Here is a 26,013-nt window from a genome sequence, read left to right as displayed (position 1 = left end):
TTCGCGAGCAAGCCCGCTCCCACATTGGAATGCAATCTCCTGTGGGAGCGGGCTTGCTCGCGAATGGATTTCAGCAGCACAACAGGTCTTCAGTCAGAACCACTCATCCTGCATCCCAAGGCACACATCATCCCGCGCCTCCAGGATCGCCAATTCATGGTGGCAACCCGGCACTTCCCATGTCAGGAAATACCGCGCTGCCTGCAACTTGCCTTTATAGAAGCTCACATCCGCCGCATTACCCTTGGCCAACCCGTCCTCGGCGCGAATCGCCTGTTCCAGCCAACGCCAGCCAATCACCGTGTGCCCGAACACTTTCAGGTACAGCGCCGAGTTCGCCAGGCTGCTGTTGACCTTACCTTGGCCCAGATCGGTCAGCAGGCCGATGGTGACGGTTTGCAGACGCGCCACTAGTTTTTCCAGCGGTTCACGCAGCGCGGTCAGGGATTCGTACGCCTGGGCGCGCTCGGCGGTATTGGCGATCAGCCGAATCAATTGCTTGAGCCCGGCGCCACCGTTCTGCGCCAGTTTGCGGCCGAGCAAATCCAGCGACTGAATGCCGTGGGTGCCTTCGTGGATCGGGTTCAAGCGGTTGTCGCGGTAATACTGCTCCACCGGATATTCGCGGGTGTAGCCATGGCCGCCGAGAATCTGGATCGCCAGTTCGTTGGCCTTCAGGCAAAACTCCGACGGCCAGGATTTGACGATTGGCGTCAATAAATCCAGCAGCTCATGGGCCTGCTTGCGCTCGGCTTCGCTCTCAAGGGTCGTGGTGTCGTCGAACAACCGCGCCGCGTACAGCCCCAGGTCGAACGAACCTTCAACGTAAGCTTTTTGCGTCAGCAGCATGCGCTTGACGTCGGCGTGCTGAATGATCGCCACCGGTGCGGTGTTCGGGTCTTTGCTGTCCGGCACGCGACCCTGTGGCCGCTCGCGGGCATATTCCAGCGAGTACAGATAACCGGCGTAACCAAGCATCACCGCGCCCATGCCGACGCCGATCCGCGCCTCGTTCATCATCTGGAACATGTAGCTCAAACCATGGTGCGGCTTGCCCACCAGATAGCCGACACACTCGCCGTTATCGCCGAAATTCAGTGCGGTGGATGTCGTACCGCGCCAACCCATCTTGTGGAACAACCCGGCCAGCAGCACATCGTTGCGCTGGCCAAGGCTGCCGTCATCGTTGACCAGAAACTTGGGCACGATAAACAGCGAAATGCCCTTCACCCCGGCCGGTGCGTCCGGCAACTTGGCCAGCACCATGTGCACGATGTTTTCCGACAGCGGGTGATCGCCACCGGAGATGAAGATCTTGTTGCCCTTGAGTCGATAGGTGCCGTCAGACGCTGGCTCTGCGCGCGTACGAATATCCGACAGCGACGACCCGGCGTGGGGTTCGGTCAACGCCATGGTGCCGAAGAAACGCCCGTCGATCATTGGTTGCAGGAAGCGCTGTTTCTGCTCCTCGGTGCCAAAGCTCTCGATCAGGTTGGCCGCACCCATGGTCAGGAACGGATACGAGGTCGATGCCGCATTGGCTGACTGGAAGTGCGCAAAACAGGCCTGGGACAACAAGGTAGGAAGTTGCATGCCGCCGGCGTCGAAACTTCGCGCAGCGTTGAGGAAACCGGCTTCGAGGAATGCATCCACCGCGGGCTTCACCTCTGGAATCAGGATCGCCTGACCGTTCTCATAGCGCGGCTCGTTCTCGTCGCCCTTGCGGTTGTGCGGCGCGAAGAATTTCTCGGCGATGCTGCGGGCGGTGCCGATGGCGGCGTCGAACGTCTCGCGATTGTGCTCGGCGAACCGCTCACGCTGGGTCAGGCCCTCGGCATCAAGGACTTCGTACAGCTCGAAAGCCAGATTTCGGGAACTGAGCAACGTCTCGGACATGTCGGCCTACCTTTTTTTGGAATGGACCGAGTCTAGGCGTGGGAATAAAGGCTGAACAGGATGATTGATGAGCGTGATGGTGGGGTGCGGGCAACGCTAATCAAATGTGGGAGCGGGCTTGCTCGCGAATGCGGTGTGACAGTCAATTTTGATGTCGACTGACACTCCGCTTTCGCGAGCAAGCCCGCTCCCACAAGGGTTTTGCATTCCAGGCGACCATTGCGGGCGCCTGGTTTTGAAGCGGTTTAACCGATAGTCATCAAGCTCGCATTACCACCCGCCGCAGCCGTGTTAACACTCAACGCCCGCTCAATCACCAATCGCTCCAGCGCAATGTTGGTCTCGCCCTGGGACAACCCATGGACCCCGACAATCGCCCCGGCACGCTTGGCCACTTGCTGGCACACCGCGCGCAGCTGATCCGAATGGCCATGATGCAGCACCGCATCAAACACCACTTCGTCCTTGTTCCAGTCGGAAACCAGTTTGATCTTCGCCTGAATTTCCTTCGGCAAACGTGCGAACAATGCCTTGGTCACGTCAGCTTCCGGCCATACCGCCGAACCACCGACCGCCAACACCGCTGCCAGTTGCGTCAGCAGGTCGCTTTCGACTTCCGCCAGGCACAGCACGTGTTCCCGCGGCAGGATCGCATAGCTGTTGCGCTCGCCGGTCGGGCCGGCCAGCACGCGGGTAATCCCGCTCTGCGATTGCGCGGCGAACTGCAGGCACAGGGTGCTCAGGTCGGCGAACTGGTTGCTGTCGGCCCAGGTTTTCAGGGCGGTCAGCGGTTTGCTCATGGCGTCGCGCAAACGTACGTCCGGCGCAGCGATAGCATCACCACGAGCGAAGGATTGTTCGATTGCATCCGTAGGACGGGTCGACAGCAAGCGGTACAGGTACAACGGACCACCAGCCTTCGGACCCGTGCCCGACAGACCTTCACCGCCGAACGGTTGCACGCCGACCACAGCGCCAACAATGTTGCGGTTCACATAGACGTTACCGGCATTGACGTTGTCGATCACCTTGGCGATGGTCTCGTCGATGCGGGTGTGCACGCCCAGGGTCAGGCCGTAGCCGGACGCGTTGATCTGGCCGATCAGTTGGTCGATGTCTTTGCGCTTGTAGCGAACCACGTGCAGCACCGGGCCGAAGATCTCCCGTTGCAGTTCATCGAAGCTTTCCAGTTCGATCAGGGTTGGCATCACGAAGGTGCCGCGTTTGACTTCTTCCGCGTCGGCAATAGCCACCTGATACACGTTGCGACCTTTGTCGCGCATAGCCTGGATGTGTTTCTCGATGCCAGCCTTGGCTTCGGCGTCGATCACCGGGCCGATGTCCACGGACAGGCGCTCCGGGTTGCCGAGACGGCATTCAGCCATGGCGCCCTTGAGCATTTCGATGACACGGTCGGCGGAATCTTCCTGCAAGCACAGTACGCGCAGTGCAGAGCAGCGTTGGCCGGCGCTATCGAACGCGGACGAAACCACGTCGATCACAACCTGTTCAGTCAGTGCCGAGGAGTCGACGATCATCGCGTTCTGGCCGCCGGTTTCAGCGATCAGCGGAATCGGACGACCCTGAGCATCCAGGCGACCCGCGACATTGCGTTGCAGCAAACGAGCGACTTCGGTCGAACCGGTAAACATTACGCCTTTAACCCGATCGTCACCGACCAAGCGAGCGCCAACAGTTTCGCCACGGCCCGGCAGCAGTTGCAGCACGCCTTCCGGAATCCCGGCTTCGAGCAGCAAGCGCACGGCTTGAGCGGCGACCAGCGGAGTTTGTTCCGCAGGCTTGGCCAGAACCGGGTTGCCGGCGGCCAGTGCAGCGGCGACTTGACCGCTGAAGATCGCCAGCGGGAAGTTCCACGGGCTGATGCAGACCACCGGACCCAATGGGCGGTGGGCGTCGTTGGTGAAATCGTTGCGTGCCTGCACCGCGTAATAACGCAGGAAATCCACGGCTTCACGGACTTCGGCGATGGCGTTGGCAAAGGTCTTGCCGGCTTCGCGAGCCAACAGACCCATCAACGGCTGGATTTCGCCTTCCATTAAATCGGCGGCACGTTCCAGGATCGCGGCGCGTTCGGCCGGCGGAGTGGCCTGCCAGATCGGACCGGCGTTCAGGGCGCACTGGATCGCGTTGTCGACGTCTTCGACGGTCGCTTCCTGAACATGACCGACCACGTCACGCAGATCGGACGGGTTCAGTACCGGTGCCGGGGTTTCAGTACTGGAAGCGCAACCGAGCATCGGCGCGGCTTTCCAGCTGTTATGTGCAGTGGCCAGCAAGGCGCAGGACAGCGACGCCAGACGATGTTCGTTGGCCATGTCGATGCCGCTGGAGTTGGCGCGTTCGGCACCATAAAGATCACGGGGCAGCGGGATGCGCGGGTGCGGCAGGCCGAAACCGCCTTCCGCTGTCGCCATGCGCTCGATGCTGGCCACTGGATCGGCCACCAGCGCCTGGATCGAGATGGACTGATCGGCAATCTGGTTGACGAACGAAGTGTTCGCACCGTTTTCCAGCAGACGACGCACCAGGTACGCCAACAGTGTTTCGTGAGTCCCGACCGGTGCGTACACGCGGCACGGACGATTCAGCTTGCCATCGGAAACTTTGCCGACAACCTGTTCGTACAGCGGTTCACCCATGCCGTGCAGGCACTGGAACTCGTACTGACCGGGGTAATAGTTCTGACCGGCAATGTGGTAAATCGCCGACAGGGTATGGGCGTTGTGCGTCGCGAATTGCGGGTAGATAACTTCCGGCACCGACAGCAGTTTGCGGGCGCAAGCGATGTAGGAAACGTCGGTGTACACCTTGCGGGTGTAGACCGGATAGCCTTCCAGGCCTTCGACCTGGGCGCGCTTGATTTCGCTGTCCCAGTACGCGCCTTTCACCAGGCGGATCATCAGGCGATGACGGCTGCGGCGAGCCAGGTCGATCACGTAATCGATCACATACGGGCAACGCTTTTGATAGGCCTGGATCACGAAACCGATGCCGTTCCAACCGGTCAGCTGCGGCTCGAAGCACAGGCGCTCCAGCAGATCCAGAGACAGCTCGAGGCGGTCGGCTTCTTCGGCGTCGATGTTCAGGCCGATGTCGTATTGCTTGGCTAGTAAAGTCAGCGACAACAGGCGCGGGTACAACTCGTCCATCACACGCTCGTACTGCGCACGGCTGTAACGCGGGTGCAGTGCCGAGAGCTTGATGGAAATGCCCGGGCCTTCATAAATCCCACGACCGTGGGAGGCTTTGCCGATGGAGTGGATGGCTTGTTCGTACGAGGCCAGGTACTTCTGGGCGTCGAGCTCGGTGAGTGCGGCTTCACCCAGCATGTCGTAGGAATAGCGGAAGCCCTTGGATTCGAACTTGCTCGCATTGGCCAGGGCTTCGGCGATGGTTTCGCCGGTGACGAACTGCTCGCCCATCAGGCGCATGGCCATGTCGACGCCCTTGCGGATCATCGGCTCGCCGCTCTTGCCGATGATGCGGCTCAGGGACGACGTCAGGCCGGCTTCATTATGAGTGGCGACCAGTTTGCCGGTCAGCAACAAGCCCCAAGTAGCTGCGTTGACGAACAGCGACGGGCTGTTGCCCAGGTGCGGATGCCAGTTACCGGTGCTGATCTTGTCGCGGATCAAAGCGTCACGGGTGCCTTTGTCCGGGATCCGCAGCAGCGCTTCGGCCAGGCACATCAGCGCCACGCCTTCCTGGGACGACAGGGAAAATTCCTGCAACAGGCCCTGAACAATCCCGGCACGGCCGCCGGCGCTTTTCTGATTGCGCAATTTGTCGGCAATCGAGGACGCGAGCTTGTTGGTGGCTTCGGCCATCGCCACAGGCAGGCGTGCCTGTTCCATCAGCATCGGCACCACTTCCGGTTCCGGACGACGGTAAGCCGAGGTGATCGAGGCGCGCAGAACCGATTGCGGCAGGATGCTTTCAGCAAATTCCAGGAAGCACTGATGGGCATGATCCGTTGGCGCATCGACGGCGTCGTCGGAATCCTTGGTCAAACCACTCAGCTCGGTCAGGGTTGCACCACCCTCGAGTTTTTCCAGGTAATTGAAAATTGCCTGCTTGATCAGCCAGTGCGGCGTACGATCAATCGAGGTCGCGGCGGCCTTCAGGCGCTCGCGGGTAGGGTCATCAAGTTTGACCCCGAGGGTGGTGGTAGCCATATTTTTATCCTCATGTTTGCCACGACCGCGTGGCATCAGCTGGCCGCAAGATTAGCTGTGCGTTGATCGAGGTGCAACCGGGTGCAACCCTTTTTTTGTCGGAATAATAAGCGGCTCATCAGGAATTAAATTCCGGTACGAACGTACCGCTCCTGCTTGGTGCTTTTACTTCTAGTAAATGATCCTGACTGCGCTAAAAGGGAGCAAAAACAGGGCTTTTTCAAGAAAATCAGGCTAGGTGCAACTTATTCTCAAGAAATGGGTTGCACCTTATTTGGGTTGTTGAATAGGATTCGCGCCCAAGGTGCAACCGGTCAAAAAAGACAGGTGTACCGGCTGATGGCTTTCCTGGGGAAACATCGGTCATAAATGCGCGGGGCTGGAAATCGTTTCAACAAACGTTGTCGTTTGTCGGCGTTTCACACTTCGCCGCTACATAAAAACAAAGCCAGGGCACCACTCGAATGAGCGTAAGCAATCCAACCCTGATCACGTTCGTGATCTACATCGCAGCAATGGTGCTGATCGGCTTCATGGCCTATCGCTCCACCAACAACCTTTCTGACTACATCCTGGGCGGTCGCAGCCTCGGCAGCGTGGTGACGGCATTGTCCGCCGGCGCCTCCGACATGAGCGGCTGGTTGTTGATGGGCCTGCCGGGCGCCATCTACATGTCCGGTTTGTCTGAAAGCTGGATCGCCATCGGCCTGATCGTTGGTGCTTACCTGAACTGGCTGTTCGTCGCCGGCCGTCTGCGGGTGCAGACCGAGCACAACGGCGATGCGTTGACCCTGCCGGATTACTTCTCCAGCCGTTTCGAAGACAAAAGCGGTCTGCTGCGGATCATCTCTGCCATCGTGATTCTGGTGTTCTTCACTATCTACTGTGCCTCCGGCATCGTAGCCGGTGCCCGTCTGTTCGAAAGCACCTTCGGCATGTCCTACGAGACTGCGCTGTGGGCTGGTGCGGCGGCGACAATTGCCTACACCTTCGTCGGCGGTTTCCTGGCCGTGAGCTGGACCGATACCGTACAAGCTACCCTGATGATCTTCGCCCTGTTGCTGACGCCGATCATCGTGCTGCTGGCCACCGGCGGCATCGACACCACGTTCCTGGCCATCGAAGCGCAAGATCCAAGCAACTTCGACATGCTGAAAAACACCACCTTCATCGGCATCATCTCGCTGATGGGCTGGGGCTTGGGTTACTTCGGCCAGCCGCACATCCTGGCGCGTTTTATGGCGGCGGATTCGGTCAAGTCGATCGCTAACGCCCGTCGCATCTCCATGACCTGGATGATCCTGTGCCTGGGCGGCACCGTCGCTGTAGGCTTTTTCGGTATTGCCTACTTCTCGGCCAACCCTGCCGTGGCCATGCCAGTCAGCGAGAACCACGAGCGCGTGTTTATCGAACTGGCGAAAATCCTCTTCAACCCGTGGATTGCCGGTGTATTGCTGTCGGCCATCCTCGCGGCGGTGATGAGCACCCTGAGCTGCCAGTTGCTGGTGTGCTCCAGCGCCCTGACCGAAGACTTCTACAAAACCTTCCTGCGCAAATCCGCTTCCCAGGTCGAACTGGTCTGGGTCGGCCGCGCCATGGTGTTGCTGGTTGCCCTGATCGCCATCGCGTTGGCCGCTAACCCGGACAACCGTGTACTGGGTCTGGTCAGCTACGCGTGGGCCGGTTTCGGTGCTGCGTTCGGTCCGGTTGTACTGATCTCGGTGATCTGGAAAGACATGACCCGCGACGGCGCACTGGCCGGCATCCTGGTTGGCGCGATCACGGTGATCGTCTGGAAACATTTCGAACTGCTGGGTCTGTACGAAATTATCCCGGGCTTCATCTTCGCCAGTCTGGCGATCTACATCGTCAGTAAGCTGGGCGCGCCGACCAAAGGCATGCTGATGCGCTTTGCTGCAGCCGAAGCGGATTTCCGCCTGAACAAGTGATGGGGAGGGGCTGAGGCTCTGATCTTTCGCTGACATAAAAACGGCCCGTCTCCTGTTGGAGGCGGGCCGTTTTTTTATGAGCGCTGAAAATTCCCTGTGGGAGCGAGCCTGCTCGCGAAAGCGGTGTACCAGTCGACATCAATTCTGGATGTGACTACCCCTTCGCGAGCAGGCTCGCTCCCACAGGGGTATGTGGTGGTTTGAAAGAAATGTCTGTAGCCAAACGCGCTGATTCTTGAAGGAAAATTCCCTAAAAAAGTAGGGCAAATCTGATTTTCCTGACCTCCGCTCAACCCTCCTTGTCGCTCATGCAGAATCGCCCGCCTTCATTCTGCAGAGACACATCGGATGTTCGCGCCTGCCAATCAACCGCGTTTCACGTTGACCCTCGACGGCGTCCAGAATGAGCTCAAGGTGCTTGAGTTCACGGGCAAGGAAGCCATCAGCCAACCCTTCCGTTTCGACCTGGAACTGGTCAGCGAACGGCCGGACCTCGACCTTGAAAACCTTCTGCATCGTCAGGCGTTTCTGAGTTTCGATGGGCAAGGTTCCGGTATTCACGGTCAGATTTATCGCGTTGGCCAAGGGGATTCCGGTAAACGTCTGACACGCTATCAAGTCAGCCTTGTCCCGCGTCTGACCTACCTCGGCCAGCGCATCAATCAAAGAATCTTCCAGCATCAAAGCGTGCCGGCGATCATCGCGCAGGTCCTCAAGGACCATGGCATTCAACGCGACGCCTTCGAATTTCAACTCGGCAGTGACTACCCCGAGCGCGAGTACTGCGTGCAATACGCGGAAAGCGATCTGGCCTTCGTTCAACGCTTGTGCGCCGAGATCGGCATTCACTTCCACTTTCAGCACAGCCCCGACGGACATCTATTGGTGTTCGGTGACGATCAGACGGTTTTCCCGCGTCTGCCCGAGCCCACGCTGTATCTGCCGGGCAGCGGCATGGCCGCGAGCGCGCCGGCGATCAAGCGTTTCAACGTGCGCCTGGAAACCCGGACTACAGTGGTTACACGCCGGGACTACGATTTCCACAAACCCCGCCTGCCACTCGAAAGCCGCGTCGATAGCGAACAACGACCGGTGCTTGAGGACTACCACTTTCCCGGTCAATTCACCGACCGCGAGTCCGGCAAGCAACTGACCCAGCGCACCCTGGAACGCCACGGCGCGGATTACCGCCAGGCCGAAGGTCGCAGCGATCAATCTGTCTTGGTCTGCGGACATTTCCTGCAACTGGCCGAGCACCCGCGCCACGCCTGGAATGATTTGTGGCTGATCACCGAGATCGAACACCGTGGCCGTCAGCCGCAGGTGCTGGAAGAATCCGTCACCGACGACGGTGAATTTCAGGGCTATCGCAATACCTTTCTCGCCACGCCGTGGGACGTTTCGTTCCGACCGCCGCTGGGGCCGGACAAGCCACGCATGCTTGGCTACCAACCCGCCGTGGTCACCGGGCCGACCGATAGCGAAATCCACTGCGACGAATTTGGCCGGGTCAAAGTCCAGCTCGCCTGGGATCGCGACGGTCAACTCAACGAGCATTCCAGTTGCTGGCTGCGCGTCGCCACCGGCTGGGCCCACGACCGTTACGGCAGCGTGTTGATCCCGCGAGTCGGCATGGAAGTGCTGGTGGGTTTCATCGACGCCGATGCCGACAAACCGCTGGTGATGGGCTGCCTACCGAACGCCGCGACGCCGGTTCCACTGGACCTGCCTGCCGACAAGACCCGCAGTATTTTCCGCAGCCAGAGCAGTCCGGGCGGCGGTGGTTACAACGAATTGCGCATCGAGGATCGCAAAGGCGCCGAGGAAATTTACCTGCGGGCCCAGCGAAACTGGACTCAGCACGTGCTGAATGATCAACAGGTCCAGGTGGATAACGCCCGCAGCATTGTCGTCTCCGGCATCGCGCGGCATGAGCTGAAGGCCGACGAACAACGCATCACCCACGGCCAGCGTCAGACCGAAATCCGGCAAGACGATCACTTGCTGGTAACCGGCGACCGCCACATCCGCGTGACCAGCCAGGCTCTCAACGCCAGTCAGCAATTCCACGTCAGTGCCGGCCAGCAAGTGGTGATCGACGGCGGCGCCAGCGCGACCATTCAGGCGGGCGGGCAGTGGATCAACATCGGTCCGGGCGGGATTTTCAGCAGTGTGCCGATTCAGGTAGGTGGGGCACCGATGGCGGCCATGGCCGCCGTGGCGAATTCGCCGGACGTGCCTTTGAAACTTGCCGCAGCCCCGGCGGCGTTGCTGAGTGCGGCACAGATTCTGAGCCTCAAAGGAGATGCGCCGTTCTGTGAGGAATGCGAGCGCTGCAAGGATGGTGTCTGTGCAGCCTGATCACTTGTCGCCTCACGCCTGGTTGGAACAGCAGCCGCTGAAAGCGTCGGAACAGCTGTTCGCGATCTTCAGCAATGCCAGCGCAGCTGAGCCATTCAAGGCGTGGCAGCGTTCGATTACTGCTCAGGCACCGAACCCGATTTGGGCCGACACCGCTTACGCCGAGTGGGACGCGGTGATGCCTTTCGTGGGAATCGTCGCCGCTGATGGTGAGTTTCTGGAATGGGTCGCTGCCACCGAGTCTCGCGACTGGGGCTGGCTGGCGATTTCGTCGGCGAGCCTGGAAGCCGTGGTCGATCACTTGCGAAGCCTCACGCAAGCCGTGCTGCCGAATGACGACAAGGTGTTTTTCCGCTTCTGGGACGGACGCTATCTGCTGCCGATGTTGCAATCCGACGCAGTGGATACCGCGCAATTGCTGCCGGTCATCGGGCGTTGCCTGATTAATGGTCGTGCACTCGAAATCGGCGGTCGTGCGCTGAAAAGCTCACAGGTTTTTCCGTGGTGGAACGTCCCCGAGACATTGCTGGAAGAGCTTGCCGCGCAGTCTGCCGTCACCCGAATCAACAACTTGTTGAAGTGGCTGAGCGAGGATCGTCCAGATCTATTCGAAGCTTTTTCCCACAGCGTATTGCGACGCAAGGTCGCGAGTTTTCTTGAAGCGCCGGAGCTGCCCCAGGCACCGAAACAAGCCCTGGTGGATTACCTGATGGCGGAGCTGAACTGATGGACCAGATTGTGCGCATCGAGCAGGAGCTCGACAGTTTTCCGAACACCCTTTCCCTCTACCGTGAACAGCTGAAGCACTGGTTCAGTCGGGCGGCGGACACGGCCAGTCATGCGGCTGATTTGCCTTCGTTGATGGGGATGGAGCGGGTTATTCGATTCGGCAATTCCAGCACCGTCGTGAGCAGTGGCGATGACGATTTTTTCTCTTCGAAGGTGCAGTGTCCGAAGGGTGGAAAGCTAGAAATCGAGAGCAAGTTTGAATCGGTTTATGACATTCCCGTTGGGGACATTCAGGTCGATGTGGTTGCGGTGGAGAGCGGGGAAACGACGCTCGTCACGCTTGATAAAAACGGCAAGGGGACGTTCAAGGGAGACGAGGGCAAGTTCTACCGCATTCACGTTCACAACGAAGTTACACCGCAGCAAATTGATGATCTTTTCTATTCCTACGGCGGCCTGACGAAAGAACTCGAAAACTGGCTGCGTGATGAGTGGACAACCTTTAAACCGAAGTGGTCGGAATCTTCTTCGGCGGCTGTAGGCAATGGAATGCTCGCGGGAGGCTGGGCGGCGATTGAAGGCGTGTGGGACGGCGTCGGTCTGCTTTCGGACATTCTCAAGGATCCGGCCAAGTACGCAGAGCAGTTGGGCGAGAGCGCCGCAGAGCTGCAAAAGCTTGCGCAAACCGCCCCGCACGTGATGGAAAAAGCCCAATTACTGGCCAGTGACGAAGCGGCGCTTTGCCTGCTAGTACGCTCCGCCAGTCTCTGGCTCGACATGCTGCCGCCCAGCGAGATTGCCGGCAAAACCGCCGAAGCTGTTTCCACCGTAGTGGTGGAACTGTTGATCGACATCCTGATCGGCATCGTCCTGACTTTCGCCGGGGCGGGGGCCGGTATCGCTTATCTGACGAAGCGCTTGGCTGATCGAGCCGCGCAACTACTCAGCGCCGTTTTGCGTCTGGTGAAGGCGATTTTCACGATCATCGATAATTTCATCAGCTACATCGACCGCTACAAAAAAGTCGCCGCCCGAGGCATCGCCGCCGGCATGAAAAAAGGCCGGATGCAGTTGAACTGGAGCGCACGTCGCAACACTTCACTGAAGAAAGACGAGCACCACGACGACGCCCCCGACCAGGCGAAAAACCCCAACGGCGACAGCGCCGATTGTGTCCCGCTGACGTGCACCAACAACTGCCCGGTATCGATGGTCACCGGTGAAGAACTGCTCACGCTTACCGACGGCACCCTCGACGGCATCCTGCCCTTTAACTTCACCCGGCTCTACCGCACCAGCGCCGCCGATATCGACAGCGGCCTCGGGTTCGGCTGGAGCCACACCCTCGCGCATCGCCTGGAAATCGACGGCGAAAACGTCGTCTGGATCGACCACGAAAATCGTCGCACCACGTTCCCGCTACCAAACACCGAGCGCCCGGCGATTCATAACAGCCTGTCGCGCGCGGCGATTTACCTCGGTAATGAGCCCGAAGAACTGATCCTCGCCCAGGCCGGCGAAGAAACCCGTTTCTTTCACTTCCACAACGGTTTTCTGACAGGGATCAGCGACGGATACGAAAACCGTCTGCGCATTACCCGCGACCGTCAGGACCGGATCAAACGCCTCGACAACGGCGCCGGTCGTGCCTTGCTGTTGCGCTATGCCCGCAGCCATTTGATTGCCGTCGATTACCAGGTTTTTCGCCCGGCCCAGACCCTCGATGAGGCCTGGCACACCGAGCAGACGCTGGTCAGCTACGACTACGACGAGCGCGATCAACTGATTGCCGCCATCAACGCTGCCGGCGAAAGCGAGCGTTACGACTACGACGATCAACACGTGATCCTCCAGCGGCAATTGACCGGTGGGGCGAGTTTCTTCTGGGAGTGGGAGAGATCCGGCAAGGCTGCGCGATGTGTCCGGCATTGGGCGTCGTTTTCACAGATGGATACGCGTTACGTCTGGGATGACGAGGGCAGTGTCACCGTTAAAAACATAGACGGCAGCGAAGAGGTTTACGTCCACGACGACCGGGCGCGGCTGGTGCGCAAGGTTGGACTGGACGGCGGCGAACACCTCAAGGCCTACGACGGCAACGGCCGATTGATTGCCGAGCAGGACCCGCTCGGCGCGGTCACTGAGTACCGATACGACGAAGTCGGACGCCTCGTGGCGCTGATTCCGCCGCAAGACGAGCCAACGGCCTACGAGTATCGCAACGGTTTCCTGCACGCGCGGTATCGCGGTGACGCGGTGTGGACGTATCGGCGTAACGCCGAAGGCGATGTCACCGAGGCCGTGGACCCGGACGGGCAGGTCACCCATTACTACTACGACACGCAAGGGCAGTTACTGACGATCCGCTACCCGGACACCAGTCGGCACGTGTTCGTCTGGAATGGCTTGGGGCAATTGATCGAAGAGACCTTGCCGAATGGCGGGCAACGGCGGTTTTCCTACGACGTGTTGGGGCGGCGGATTAACAGCCAGGACGAACACGGCGCTGTGACCCGGTATCAGTGGGACGACATTGGCCGACTGATCCGGACGACGCTTCCTACAGGCGCCACCCGCGCGTTCAGCTACAACGCCTACAGCCAGATCAGCGCCGAACAGGACGAACTCGGCCGCGTCACTCGCTACGAATACGCCGACGACCTGCACCTGGTCAGCCGTCGGATCAACCCCGACGGCACGCAGCTGAAGTATCGCTATGACAATGCGCAACTTCTGCTGACCGAGATCGAAAACGAATCCGGCGAAAAATATCAGCTGGACTACACGCCGAGCGGATTGATCCGACAGGAAACCGGGTTCGACGGGCAGCGCACGGCGTATGCCTACGACCTGAACGGACAACTGCTGGAGAAAACCGAGTTCGGTGATGACGGCTCGCAACTGATCACCGGGTACGAACGGGATTCGGCCGGGCGCCTGTTGGTCAAAACCCTGCCCGACGGCATCAAGGTCGAATACCGCTATGACAGCCTCGGCCGATTGGTTGGCGTGGATGATGGCAGCGACCATCCACTGGAATTTGCCTACGACAAGCAAGACCGCCTCATCACCGAGCACCAGGGTTGGGGAACCTTGCGCTACGGCTACGACGCCTGCGGTCAACTCAAACGTCTGCGCCTGCCGGACAACAGCAAACTCGACTACCACTACGCCAAGGGCGGCGCACTCAGCGCCATCGATCTCAATGGCGCACAACTCACTACTCACCGGTTCCAATACGGTCGTGAGCAGCAGCGTCAACAAGGCCTGCTGCTCTGCGAATATGCCTACGATGAACAGGGACGTCTGAAGGCTCATGCTGTCAGCCAACAGCGCCAACCGCTGTATCGCCGCGACTATGCCTACAGCGCCAACGGCAATCTCGACAGCATCGCCGACACCCGGCACGGCCAGCGCAGCTATGTTTATGACGCTCTCAATCGCCTGACCCGCGTTCGCCACACCCGCGACGACCCACCGGAAAGCTTCGCCCACGACCCGGCGGGCAACTTGCTGATGCAGGACCGTCCTGGTCTGGCCAGCGTCAAAGGCAATCGTCTGCTGATGCAGGGCGATCGCCATTACGACTACGACGCCTTCGGCAACCTCATCCGCGAACGGCGCGGCACCGCGCAAAAACTCGTCACCGAATATCGCTACGACTGCCAGCATCGGTTGATTGGCGTCACGTTGCCGAATGGACGTTGTGCGAATTATCGCTACGACGCCTTCGGTCGCCGCATCGCTAAAACCGTCGATGGAAAAACCACCGAATTCTTCTGGCAAGGCGATCAAGTCGTCGCCGAAAGCAGCCGCGAACATTACCGCAGCTATGTTTACGAGCCCGGCACCTTCCGCCCGCTGGCCATGCTCGACGGCAAAGGCCCACGCAAAGCCTGCCCGTTCTACTACCAACTCGACCACCTCGGCACCCCGCAGGAACTGACGGATTTTGGTGGCGAGATTGTCTGGGCGGCGAAGTACAACGGGTATGGAAAGGTCACTCGCCTGACCCATGGTGCGGGAGAACAACTTGAACAGCCGTTGCGGTTTCAGGGGCAGTACTTTGATGGTGAGAGCGGCCTGCATTACAACCGGCATCGGTACTATGATCCGGAGATTGGCCGGTACCTGACGCCGGACCCGATCAAGTTGGCGGGTGGGATCAACCAGTATCAGTACACGCCGAATCCGACGGGGTGGGTTGATCCGTTGGGGTTGGCATGTGGGCCATGTCCGGGAGACATAGAAGGGCCGTACAGTGAAATTGTTCCGGGTGGCGGACTGGCTGCGCATGAGGCTCAGGGAGGGCACCTTATTGCAAAGCATGTGGGTCGGACGGATGCGCAGCTATTACAAAGGCTAGCTGACGAGCCAAACATCCCTGCTGCTTCAACATTTCTGGATCGAGCTACTGCTGAGGCTACGGTGGCGAAGGCGTTAGCTGACAATAAACAGCGTATTGATAAATTCCTTAGGCGTAGCAAAGGAAAAACGATGATTACGCATCAGTTCCCCCAGCCAGTTGGAGTTAGCGTGCCCAACGGGCACACCAGTTCATTGCCTGCATCAAAGGTGTTGCTGATCTTGATAAAAGAGCCGCGTCTCCCTGAAGGGTATTTTTTATTAACAGGATTCCCAGAGATATGAATAAGCAATTTCCCGAGCTACATCAGTTTTTGGGAGCCTATTTTCACCAAGACTGGACGGTGGAACATGAGACCGCCGAGCAAGTAATTGATGCTTTTTTAGCTGACTCTGACTCGGAAGATCTCGTTGTTGTTGGAGGAGAAATTAGCGCTTTGCTTAATCTGGGGAAAGATGAGATGGAGTTAAGAGACTACTTATTGAAAGAGTTGAGCTGTTACTACTGCTATTGGAATACGTGGGAATCAGGCATGTCTTGGATGCAGCACATTCGTGATAGGTTGGCTGACAGACTTAATCGCTCCTGATGACAGGCGGCAGCGAAATTTCTGGGCAAACTCGTCGGAGGTTTCCTTCAACTCGTAGCGGCTTCCATGAACTGGTGCAGCGTCCGTCTCATCGATAGTCTTTTGCCTGTCACTGCAAATTCAGTGACAGGGCGTGGAAGCCCTTCTATCGTTAGGCGCGTCTAGCGTCACCAGTTCGGCGTTTTTACGTCTGTGTTTTATGGTGGCTGTGCGCGGGGCGCTTTCGAGTGCGCCGGGTGCCTAACGTCCCGGTCTTCCACACCTGCGTACAGCCGCCACCTATTTGCGTGGAAGTGATTCTGGCGGCTTCAATCCATACGTTAGGACTCAAATCGATGAAAACCCTTCACCCCGACCCACCTTACGAAAAACCAGTCCCTCACCCCGATAACCGCTACATGGCGCTCACCAGCAACTGTTGCGAAATGCCGACCTTGTTCGTCGACACCCACGCCCCGCTCGACGTTTTGTATGACGCTGCCAGCTATCGAATTCGCGCAGTTACCCAGGTGCTGGAAAACCTGTCCATGCGTGATTCAATCGAATGTGAATCCTTCATCCTCAGTGATTTTGCGTTGCTGTGCGCCATTCCGTTGCGGGATGGGTGTGATGTGCTGGATGTGCTTGGGCGGCGGTTGCGGGCTCGGTCGCCGGAGTAAGGTTGCGATGATCGTTCCCACGCTCTGCGTGGGAATGCAGCCCGTGACGCTCTGCGTCACCTTGGTGTCCGGCTCGACAACGGCGGTGTGGCTGGAACGCGGAGCGTCCCGGGAGGCATTCCCACGCAGAGCATGGGAACGATCAGTGCGCAGAACAGCCGCTCAGCCACCAACCCCTGACGTTAGGCTCGGTACAAGGTAAACTTCCCGGCCTTCGCAGGAGCAATCATGAATTATCGTCACGCCTTCCATGCCGGCAATCACGCCGATGTGTTCAAACACCTGACTTTGACCCGCCTCATCGCCCTGATGTCGCGCAAGGAGCAGCCGTTTGCCTATCTCGACACTCACGCCGGTATTGGTCTGTATGACCTGCAGGGTGATCAGGCGAGTCGTACCGGTGAGTACCTGGAAGGGATCGCGCGGTTGTGGGATCAGCCGGATCTGCCGGAGTTGACCGCCGATTACATGAAGGTGTTGCACGACATGAACCCGGATGGCCAGTTGCGCTATTACCCGGGGTCGCCGGAACTGGCGCGGCGCCTGACGCGGCCGCAGGATCGGGTGATGCTCAATGAGAAGCACCCTGAAGACGGCGTGTTGCTCAAGGACAACATGGCCGGTGATCGTCGGGTGAAGGTTCACCTGGGCGAAGGCTGGCATGTGCCTCGCGCGATGTTGCCGGTGCAGGAGAAGCGCGCGGTGATGTTGATTGATCCGCCGTTCGAGCAGCTCGATGAGATGCAGCGTTGCGCGGCGTCGCTGAAAGAGGCGATTGGGCGGATGCGTCAGACGGTGGCCGCGATCTGGTACCCGGTGAAGGACCAGCGCATGCTGCGTCGTTTCTATCAGGACCTGGCCGGCACGGGCGCGCCGAAGTTGTTGCGCGTGGAGTTGTTGGTGCATCCGCTGGATACGCCGAACAGTCTGAACGGCTCGGGGTTAGCGATTGCGAATCCGCCGTGGGGCCTGGAAGAAGAATTGCGTGAGTTGCTGCCGTGGTTGTCCAAGAAGCTTGGGCAGACTCAGGGTGGGTGGCAGATGGATTGGTTGATTGCTGAGAGTTGATTTCTGGTCAGCTGCATGGATGGCGTCTGACAGATCGCATTCGCGAGCAAGCCCGCTCCCACAGTAGGTTTATGTCGATCACAAAAGTGTGGTCAGACACAGATCCACTGTGGGAGCGGGCTTGCTCGCGAAGCTTTTAGGGGCCCTAAAATCAGATCGGGCAAGTCACGCCCGTACCGCCAATCCCGCAATACCCTTCAGGGTTTTTCGCCAGGTATTGCTGGTGATAGGCCTCGGCGAAGTAGACCGTCGGGGCTTCGTCGATTTCGGTGGTGATGGTGCCTTTGCCAGCCTTGGTCAGCTCGGCCTGGAACACTTGCTCGCTGTGTTTGGCGGCGGCCAGTTGAGTCGGGTTGGTGGCGTAGATCACCGAGCGGTATTGAGTGCCGATGTCATTGCCCTGACGCATGCCCTGGGTTGGGTTGTGCAGTTCCCAGAACATCTTCAGCAGCTCTTCGTAGCTGACTTTTGCTGGTTCGTAGACCACCAAAACCACTTCGCTGTGGCCCGTCAGGCCGGAGCAGACTTCTTCATAGGTCGGGTTCGGCGTAAAGCCGCCAGCGTAACCCACGACCGTGCTGACCACGCCTTCGCGCTGCCAGAACTTGCGTTCCGCACCCCAGAAACAGCCCAGGCCGAAGATTGCGAAATCCACGTCCATGGCGAAAGGACCCAGCAGCGGTGCGTCGTGAACGAAGTGTTTTTCCGGCAGGTTCATCGGGGTTTCACGGCCGGGCAGAGCTTGTTCTTTAGTCGGGAGCACGTTTTTGTTCACCAGAATTTCCGAGCGCAAGACCATCATCAGTCCCCTCAGTCAGGTTGAATGTAAATTGTCAGACACGCAGTTTGCCCAATGCTGGCCGGTTACGCACTACCCATGTGGGAGCGGGCTTGCTCGCGAATGCGGTGTGTCAGTCACCCACAGTGTCATCTGACACACCGCCTTCGCGAGCAAGCCCGCTCCCACAGGGTTTTGTGGATTAACTGAAAAGTGCTGTCAGGCAATCGGGCCGCGCGGGTAGCGTTTGAGCTTTTCGATCAGCTCGGAGCCGGGGATAGGGCGGTCGAACAGGTAGCCCTGGCCGACGTCGCAACGATGACGACGCAGGAACGCCAACTGCTCGGCGGTCTCGATGCCTTCAGCCACGACCTTGAGTTTCAGGTTGTGGGCCATGGCGATCACGGCGGAGGTGATTTCCATGTCGTCCTGGTTGTCCGGGATTTCGTGGATGAAGCTGCGATCGATCTTGATGATGTCGATCGGGAATTTTTTCAGGTAGCTGAGCGACGAGTAACCGGTGCCGAAGTCGTCCATGGCCAGGGTCAGGCCCAGGCGCTTGAGTTGGTCGAGTTGCAGGTGTGTGTCTTCGGTGGCTTCCAGCAGCAGGCCTTCGGTCAGTTCCAGCTCCAGCAGGTTCGACGGCAGCGCTTCTTCCTTGAGGATGCTGGCGATGGAGGCCACCAGGTCCGGGTCGGAAAACTGCTTGGGCGACAGGTTGATCGCCACTTGCAGATTGCCCAGGCCGGCGGCGGTCAATTCCTTGCTCTTGCGGCAGGCCTGACGGGCGATCCACTTGCCGATCGGAATGATCAGGCCGGTCTCTTCGGCGACGCTGATGAACTGGTCCGGGCGAATCATGCCTTTTTCCGGATGGTTCCAGCGCAGCAAGGCTTCCATCCCCAGCAGACGACCGCTGCGCAGGCACAGCTTGGGCTGGTAGAACACGTCCAGTTCGTTTTGGGTCAGGGCGCGGCGCAGGTTGTTCTCGACGAACAGTTTGTAGCTGGCCTCGGCGTTCAACGCTTCGGTGAACACTTGGACTTGATGCTTGCCGTTGGCCTTGGCCTTGTGCAGCGCGAGGCCGGCGTTGCGCATCAGGGTTTGTGGGTCGCGACCGTGCAGCGGCGCGCAGGCCAGGCCCACGGAGCCGGTGACGCTGATCAACTGGTTGTCGACGAACATCGGCTTGTCGAGGGTCGCCAGCAATTGGTTGGCGACTTGCTGGCCGGCCGAGAGGTCGGTGTTGTCCAGCAGCACCGCGAATTCGTTACTGGCGAAACGCGCCAGGCTGCCGCTCGGGCTCAGGCTGTTGCGCAGGCGCCGGGCCAGGCTGATCAGCAGTTTGTCGCCGGTCTGGTGGCCGAGGCTGTCGTTGATCCGCTTGAAGTTGTCGATGTCCACCAGCAACAGGCTGATCGGCGTATCGGTGTCCCGTGCGAAGCGTTCATCGAGGTTGCGGATAAACGCCGGGCGGTTGCCGAGGTTGGTCAGGTTGTCGGTGTAGGCCAGGCGCTCGATGCGCTGCTGCGCAAGCTTGGTCTGGGTGATGTCTTCGTAGATGCCGATGTAATGCGTCAGCTCGCGGTTGTCGCCGTAGACCTTGGAGATCGACAACTGGCCCCAGTAGGGTTCCAGGTTTTTGCGTCGGCTCTTGAATTCGCCCTGCCAGCTGTTGCTCTTGGCCAGCGCCGAGGGCGCGTCGAACAGCAGTTCACTGAGGTTTTCCAGCGCCGGCAGTTCCGACAGCCGCTGGCCGTGGACTTCTTCGGTGCTGTACTGGGTGATCGCGGTGAAGCTCGGGTTGACGTATTCGACCACGCCGTCGCAATTGACCAGCAAAAAGGCGTTGGCACTTTGCTCGACCGCACGCTGGAACAGGTGCAGGGCGCTGGTGGCGGTGCGGCGGTTGTGGTTGTTGATGACCTGTGCGAACTGGTCCGCCAGCTCACCGGCGAAGGCGATTTCGTCCGACTGCCAGGCGCGGGTCGCACCGGTCTGCTCCAGGCACAACACGCCGACCACCTGGCCATCGACGCGGATACTGGCGTCGAGCATGGCGTTGACGTCACGCGGGCGCAGACTCTCGGCCATGTCCCGGGTGCGCGGGTCGCGGATGGCGTTGTGGGCATCGATGGCGCGACTGGTGTGCAGGGCGTCGAGGTAATCGGGGAAGCTGCTGGCGTCGATCGGCTCCGGCATCAGGTATTCCTGAGTCGCGCGATGATAAGCCGAGATCGGCACCAGGGTCGAGCCTTCGAGGTTCCACAGGCTGGCACAGTCGATTTCGTAGATATCGCAGGCGCAGCGGGTGATCAGCTCGGCGGCTTCTTGCAGGGAGTTGCCTGTGCTGTAGCGCTGGCGGGTCAACAGCAGGATCAAATCTTGTTGGGCACGCACCCGGTCCAGGTGCTGCAATTGTTCCTGCTGGGCACGCTGGTTGAGTTCCAGGGCGATTTGCAGCCGTGAGTTCTGGGTTTCCAGGTCCAGCGCAGGCACCAGCGGCTCACCGTCGAACAAGCCGTCCACCACCATCAGGTAGCCGCGCAGCAGGTGTCGATTGTGTTGTTTGTAGGCTTCGCCGAGTTCCAGCAGGCTCAAGGTGCCAGCGGCGGTGTGCAGGGTGTAGCGGATCAGGTAATGCGGGCTGTCGGCGAGTTGCAGCTGGATCGTGTCATGCAGTTGATAGCGCGCTTCGGGCTCCATCAGGCTGGCGTAGGGCGAACCGACCAGGGCACAGAGCTCCACCGCCGGCAGGCCGAACTGTCGCTCGCAATTGGGATCGAGAAACAACAGCGCCCAGCTAGCTTCATTCAGCCGTTCGAAACGCAGCATGCCGAGCCGCGAGGGCACAGGCAACTGCGTCACTACCTCGGCCACCATACGGCTGGCGGCATCGGGTTGGCTTTTCATGGAGGGAAACTCGCTTCGAATATGCTGATCGCGCCGGGCTCTCGCCCTCTTAACTGTTGCCTGCGGCAAGGTTGCATCATTGCGGCACCGACTGACAAGAGACATGAAGGCCAAGTGCTATAAGAATATGTCGGCAGGAGGGGGGATTTCTCCAGTGGCGGGCTGAAAGTAATGGTGTAAGCCGGAAAAGATCGCAGCCTGCGGCAGCGCCCACAGGCGCGTAGGAGCTGCCGAAGGCTGCGATCTTTTGACTTTTTAACGCAATGGAATACTGACCGACTGCAAAAGCTCTCCACCCCGATCGTGGTAATTGACGCGGATCTGCTCCGCCTCAACCACCAAATGCGCAAAATTATCCTGACTCACCACCTTACTGGTCAGCTCATGCCGATACTCCCCGGCCGCCGTCCGCGCCAGTGGCTGATCAAGAATGAACGTCGATTCCCGGGCATACGGCAGCAGCATGCTATTGCACAGCGGCGATGAAATGACGGTGTGAACCTCGAAGTCCGGATCCTCGCTGTGGGTCAGACGACTGGTGAGTGAGCCGTGGACATCGCCAGAAACGAAGACGACGTTCTGGATGCGTTGTGTACGAATGGTCTCCAGCAACCGCAGGCGTTGTTCCGGGAACGCCTTCCAGGCATCGTCGCCGAGTTTTTTGCGGTCGGGGTAGAACATCACGCTGGTGACCACGAACTTGACCCGCGCCGGGCTATGGATCAGCCATTTGAGCAACGCTTGCTCCTGCTCTTCATCAAGGATGCGTCGATCATCAGCGGACAAATTGCGTCGGGTCCGACTATCCGTAACAAACCATTCGATATCGCCTTCGGCAAACTGATACCAATACTGTTCCGCCTGGCGAATTATTTGCCCGTCGGCCAGTAGTTCATGCGCCGGGCTGTGACTGGCTTGATAGAGTTCATAGGCCGAGATGGCATTTTTATACAAGTAATCATCGTTTTTACTTTTATTGGCCGGCCAGTTGTCTTCGATTTCATGGTCATCAAGGATCATGTAAGTCGGCGTCCCTGCCATCAACTTACTGATGTTGGGCTGCGAAAAAGCCGCGCGATACTTGTTGAGGATCTCTTTATATTCCCGGTCGGGCGCAATGCGGTTCAAGTCATCGACGTAGATCTGGTCGCCGGTCATCAGCATCGCGCTGATCGGCGGGTCGGTCTGTTTCGCCAGTTGCGTGATCGACGCGAAGATCCGGTCGCCCAGATGCGGCGCCGACGCAATACCGGCGGTCATGCGCAGATAACGGCACGACCCCACGACGTAGGCGCGGGGCAGGGTGGCTTTGCTGGAGCAGGTACGAAAGCGATAAATCTCCCGTGGCCATTGCAGCGGTAGTTCCTGCACGGTTTCCACGGTATGCACCGGGCTCATGGGGCTGAACCAACCGGCCTGGTATTCGTACGCGGTGTCTTCAGCCAGGTGATTTAACGCAATGACATCGCACATGTCCCTCAGGCGCGACAGTTTGGCAAACACGCCTTTAGTCCAGCGTTCGTCGCCCGCTCGTCGATAACGGATGCCGGCAAATACCAGGGCGCCATCTTGAATATCTCCCCGCAAGAAAATGCGCGCGTGATGAGTTGTAGTGTGGCCAATAATCGGACCGACAGTCGGTTTGAACATATTCGAATCCATTCGAAGTAGTGCTAACTAAGCGATTGAGAGTGTCAAAGTTCACGCTGAACTTTATGCAACTAAGCCTAGTTATTGGCCGGCAAAAAATATCGAGCCGAAGTGGACCCAAGTTGTGGGCGAAGTCAGCCGCGACTGTAGGAAGGTGGCAGGCACTTTTTTCAAGGCAAAAAAAGCCCCGCCAAATTGGCGGGGTTGAGGTACGAGCGTGGCGCTCGGAAATCGTGGAACGCGACAGGCCCTCCGGTGAAGGAGGGCCGTCGGTGTTACAGCAGGATGGTGCGGATGTCCGCCAGCAGATCGCTCAGACGCTTGGTGAAGCGTGCAGCAGCGGCGCCGTTGATCACACGGTGATCGTAGGACAGCGACAGTGGCAGCATCAGTTTCGGCTGGAAGGCTTTGCCGTCCCAGACTGGCTGGATGGTTGCCTTGGAAACACCGAGGATCGCCACTTCCGGCGCGTTGACGATCGGCGTGAAGCCGGTGCCGCCAATGTGGCCGAGGCTGGAAATGGTGAAGCAGGCGCCTTGCATGTCGTCAGCGGTGAGCTTCTTGTCGCGGGCCTTGGCAGCCAGCACGGCGGCTTCGGCAGCCAGTTGCAACAAGCTCTTCTGGTCGACGTTCTTGATGACCGGTACCAGCAGGCCATCCGGGGTGTCGACCGCGAAGCCGATGTTCACGTATTTCTTGCGGATGATCGCTTTGCCGCTTGGCGCCAGCGAACTGTTGAAGTCCGGCAGTTCCTTGAGCAGGTGCGCGCACGACTTGAGCAGCAGCGGCAGGATGGTCAGCTTGACGCCGGCCTTCTCTGCAACGGCTTTCTGCGCGATGCGGAATGCTTCCAGGTCGGTGATATCAGCCGAATCGAACTGAGTCACGTGCGGGATGTTCAACCAGCTGCGGTGCAGGCTCGACGCGCCGATTTGCATCAGGCGAGTCATCGGCACTTCTTCGGTTTCGCCGAAGCGGCTGAAGTCCACGACCGGAATCGGCGGGATGCCCGCGCCGCCGGTTGCGCCGCCAGCGGCCGGTGCTTCCTTGGCCTTCTGCATCATGGCTTTGACGTAAACCTGCACGTCTTCTTTCAGCACACGACCGTGCGGGCCGCTTGGGCTGACCGCGCTCAGCTCGACGCCGAATTCACGGGCCAGTTGGCGTACTGCCGGGCCGGCGTGAACCTTGGCACCTGGCTTGGCGGGTGCCGCAGCAGGTGCTGCCGGAGCCGGTGCGGCAGCCGGAGCAGCGGCGGCTGGAGCAGGCGCGCTCGGGGCAGCAGCGGCAGGTGCTGGAGCAGCGGCCGGCGCAACGCCTTTGACTTTCAGCTTCAGGATCAGGTCGCCAGTACCGACTTCGTCATCCAGCTTGATGGAAACGCTTTCCACCACGCCAGCGGCGGGCGATGGAATTTCCATGCTCGCCTTGTCGGATTCCAGGGTGATCAGCGACTGGTCGGCGGTGACGGTGTCGCCAGCCTTGACCAGTACTTCGATGATCTTGGCCTTGCCCGACGAACCGATGTCCGGGACGTGAATGTCCTGGACCGTGTCGGCAACCGGTGCAGCCGGAGCCGCAGCGGTTGGCGCTGGAGCAGCGGCGGCAGCAGGTGCAGCAGCCTGGGCTGGTGCGGCCGCAGCAGGGGCCGCAGCACCCGCCACTTTCAACGCCAGGATCAGGTCGCCGGTGCCGACTTCGTCGTTCAACTTGACGCTGATGCTTTCGACCACGCCAGCGGCAGGCGATGGAATTTCCATGCTTGCCTTGTCGGATTCCAGGGTGATCAGCGATTGATCAGCCTCGACGGTGTCGCCGACCTTGACCTGGATCTCGATGATCTGGGCCTTGCCCGACGAACCGATGTCTGGCACGTGCACTTGCTGGGTGGTTGCAGCAGCCGGCGCGGCGGCTGGAGCAGGTGCAGCGGCGGCAGGTGCAGCCGCCGGTGCCGCTTCAGCCTTGGCAGCCGGTGCAGCAGCGGCAGGCGCAGGGGCCGCAGCAGCGGCACCTTCGACTTCCAGCTCCAGCAGTTCGTCGCCTTCTTTCAGGCGATCGCCGATTTTCACTTTCAGGCTTTTGACGACGCCGGCCTTGGGAGCAGGAATCTCCATGCTCGCCTTGTCCGACTCAAGCGTCAGGATGCTCTGGTCGGCTTCGATACGGTCGCCGACCTTCACAAAAAGTTCGATTACTTCACCTTCACCGCTGCCGATGTCAGGTACTCGAATGAGTTCGCTCACAGATTGTCTCCTCAGCAGTCCAGTGGGTTGAGTTTTTCCGGGTTGATCCCGAACTTGACGATAGCCTCGGCCACCACCTTAGGTTCGATATCACCACGGTCAGCCAAGGCTTCCAGGGCTGCCAACACCACGAATTGACGGTCGACTTCGAAGAAGTGACGCAGCTTTTTACGGCTGTCACTGCGACCGAAACCGTCGGTGCCCAGGACTTTGAATTCCTTGGACGGGACCCACTGACGAATTTGTTCGGCGAACAGCTTCATGTAGTCGGTGGAGGCAATGACCGGACCTTTACGGCCGTTCAGGCACTCTTCGACGTAGCTCAGCTTCGGCTTCTGGCCAGGGTGCAGACGGTTGGTGCGCTCGACGGCCAGGCCGTCGCGACGCAGTTCGTTGAAGCTGGTAACGCTCCATACGTCAGCGCCGATGTTGAACTCTTCGCGCAGGATCTTCGCCGCTTCGCGGACTTCGCGCAGGATGGTGCCGGAGCCCATCAGCTGAACGTGGTGCGCCGCTTCGCGGGTGTCTTCCTCGAGCAGGTACATGCCCTTGATGATGCCTTCCTCGACACCGGCCGGCATGGCTGGCTGCTGGTAGGACTCGTTCATCACGGTGA

General features: G+C 59.4%; 14 protein-coding genes. 7 read left to right on the top strand and 7 right to left on the bottom strand.

Annotated elements, in window-relative coordinates; genetic code table 11:
• Window positions 1–93 precede the first annotated feature (93 nt).
• Both ACIQY3_RS32285 and putA read right to left on the bottom strand, forming a co-directional pair.
• Window positions 94–1,896, bottom strand: coding sequence for an acyl-CoA dehydrogenase (locus ACIQY3_RS32285; protein ID WP_403028204.1), 1,803 nt, complete (start codon window positions 1,894–1,896; stop codon window positions 94–96).
• Between the two features lie 245 nt (window positions 1,897–2,141).
• Window positions 2,142–6,092 carry a trifunctional transcriptional regulator/proline dehydrogenase/L-glutamate gamma-semialdehyde dehydrogenase gene (gene putA / locus ACIQY3_RS32280; protein ID WP_403028201.1) on the bottom strand — a complete coding sequence of 1,317 codons (3,951 nt, stop codon included), beginning with the start codon at window positions 6,090–6,092 and terminating at the stop codon, window positions 2,142–2,144.
• Between the two features lie 464 nt (window positions 6,093–6,556).
• Between putA and putP the strand changes: the two genes are divergently transcribed.
• The 7 genes from putP (at window position 6,557) to ACIQY3_RS32245 (ending at window position 17,813) form a co-directional block, all read left to right on the top strand.
• Window positions 6,557–8,041: a sodium/proline symporter PutP gene (gene putP, locus ACIQY3_RS32275; protein WP_403028198.1), complete on the top strand. Its 1,485-nt coding sequence runs from the start codon at window positions 6,557–6,559 to the stop codon at window positions 8,039–8,041.
• 348 nt (window positions 8,042–8,389) lie between these two features.
• A complete protein-coding gene (locus tag ACIQY3_RS32270) occupies window positions 8,390–10,402 on the top strand; it encodes a type VI secretion system tip protein VgrG (RefSeq protein WP_403028196.1) in 2,013 nt (670 codons plus the stop codon).
• Window positions 10,392–11,129 (top strand): DUF4123 domain-containing protein, encoded by a 738-nt coding sequence (locus tag ACIQY3_RS32265; protein ID WP_403028193.1) that lies wholly within the window; start codon window positions 10,392–10,394, stop codon window positions 11,127–11,129. The genes ACIQY3_RS32270 and ACIQY3_RS32265 overlap by 11 nt, the downstream gene beginning before the upstream one ends.
• Complete coding sequence (locus ACIQY3_RS32260) at window positions 11,129–15,781, top strand: RNase A-like domain-containing protein (RefSeq protein WP_403028190.1); 4,653 nt, start codon at window positions 11,129–11,131, stop codon at window positions 15,779–15,781. The genes ACIQY3_RS32265 and ACIQY3_RS32260 overlap by 1 nt, the downstream gene beginning before the upstream one ends.
• Complete coding sequence (locus tag ACIQY3_RS32255) at window positions 15,778–16,086, top strand: contact-dependent growth inhibition system immunity protein (RefSeq protein ID WP_403028187.1); 309 nt, start codon at window positions 15,778–15,780, stop codon at window positions 16,084–16,086. Before ACIQY3_RS32260 ends, ACIQY3_RS32255 begins: the two co-directional genes overlap by 4 nt.
• 335 nt (window positions 16,087–16,421) lie before the next feature.
• Entirely contained in the window at window positions 16,422–16,745 is a 324-nt protein-coding gene (locus tag ACIQY3_RS32250) for a hypothetical protein (protein WP_403028184.1), read from the top strand.
• A gap of 228 nt (window positions 16,746–16,973) precedes the next feature.
• Window positions 16,974–17,813, top strand: a complete 840-nt coding sequence (locus ACIQY3_RS32245) for a 23S rRNA (adenine(2030)-N(6))-methyltransferase RlmJ (protein WP_223450924.1) — start codon at window positions 16,974–16,976, stop codon at window positions 17,811–17,813.
• A 151-nt stretch (window positions 17,814–17,964) separates the two neighbouring features.
• On the opposite strand, the gene msrA is transcribed toward ACIQY3_RS32245, so the two are convergent.
• The 5 genes from msrA to ACIQY3_RS32220 form a co-directional block, all read right to left on the bottom strand.
• Window positions 17,965–18,612 carry a peptide-methionine (S)-S-oxide reductase MsrA gene (gene msrA / locus ACIQY3_RS32240; RefSeq protein ID WP_134419969.1) on the bottom strand — a complete coding sequence of 216 codons (648 nt, stop codon included), beginning with the start codon at window positions 18,610–18,612 and terminating at the stop codon, window positions 17,965–17,967.
• A gap of 198 nt (window positions 18,613–18,810) precedes the next feature.
• Window positions 18,811–21,504, bottom strand: coding sequence for an EAL domain-containing protein (locus ACIQY3_RS32235; protein WP_403028183.1), 2,694 nt, complete (start codon window positions 21,502–21,504; stop codon window positions 18,811–18,813).
• Window positions 21,505–21,759: 255 nt separating this feature from the next.
• The gene (locus tag ACIQY3_RS32230) at window positions 21,760–23,154 is read right to left on the bottom strand and encodes an alkaline phosphatase D family protein (protein ID WP_403028180.1); all 1,395 of its coding nucleotides are present in this window, start codon (window positions 23,152–23,154) and stop codon (window positions 21,760–21,762) included.
• A gap of 275 nt (window positions 23,155–23,429) precedes the next feature.
• Entirely contained in the window at window positions 23,430–25,397 is a 1,968-nt protein-coding gene (gene aceF, locus ACIQY3_RS32225) for a dihydrolipoyllysine-residue acetyltransferase (protein ID WP_403028178.1), read from the bottom strand.
• Window positions 25,398–25,408: 11 nt separating this feature from the next.
• On the bottom strand, window positions 25,409–26,013 hold a 605-nt coding region (locus ACIQY3_RS32220), incomplete at its 5' end, for a transketolase-like TK C-terminal-containing protein (protein WP_403028175.1).

The organism is Pseudomonas sp. NPDC096950 (assembly GCF_044762525.1).
In the GTDB taxonomy this organism is placed as follows: domain Bacteria; phylum Pseudomonadota; class Gammaproteobacteria; order Pseudomonadales; family Pseudomonadaceae; genus Aquipseudomonas.
The sequence above is the reverse complement of the archived record's forward strand: the minus strand, read 5'-3'. Positions and strand labels throughout refer to the sequence as shown.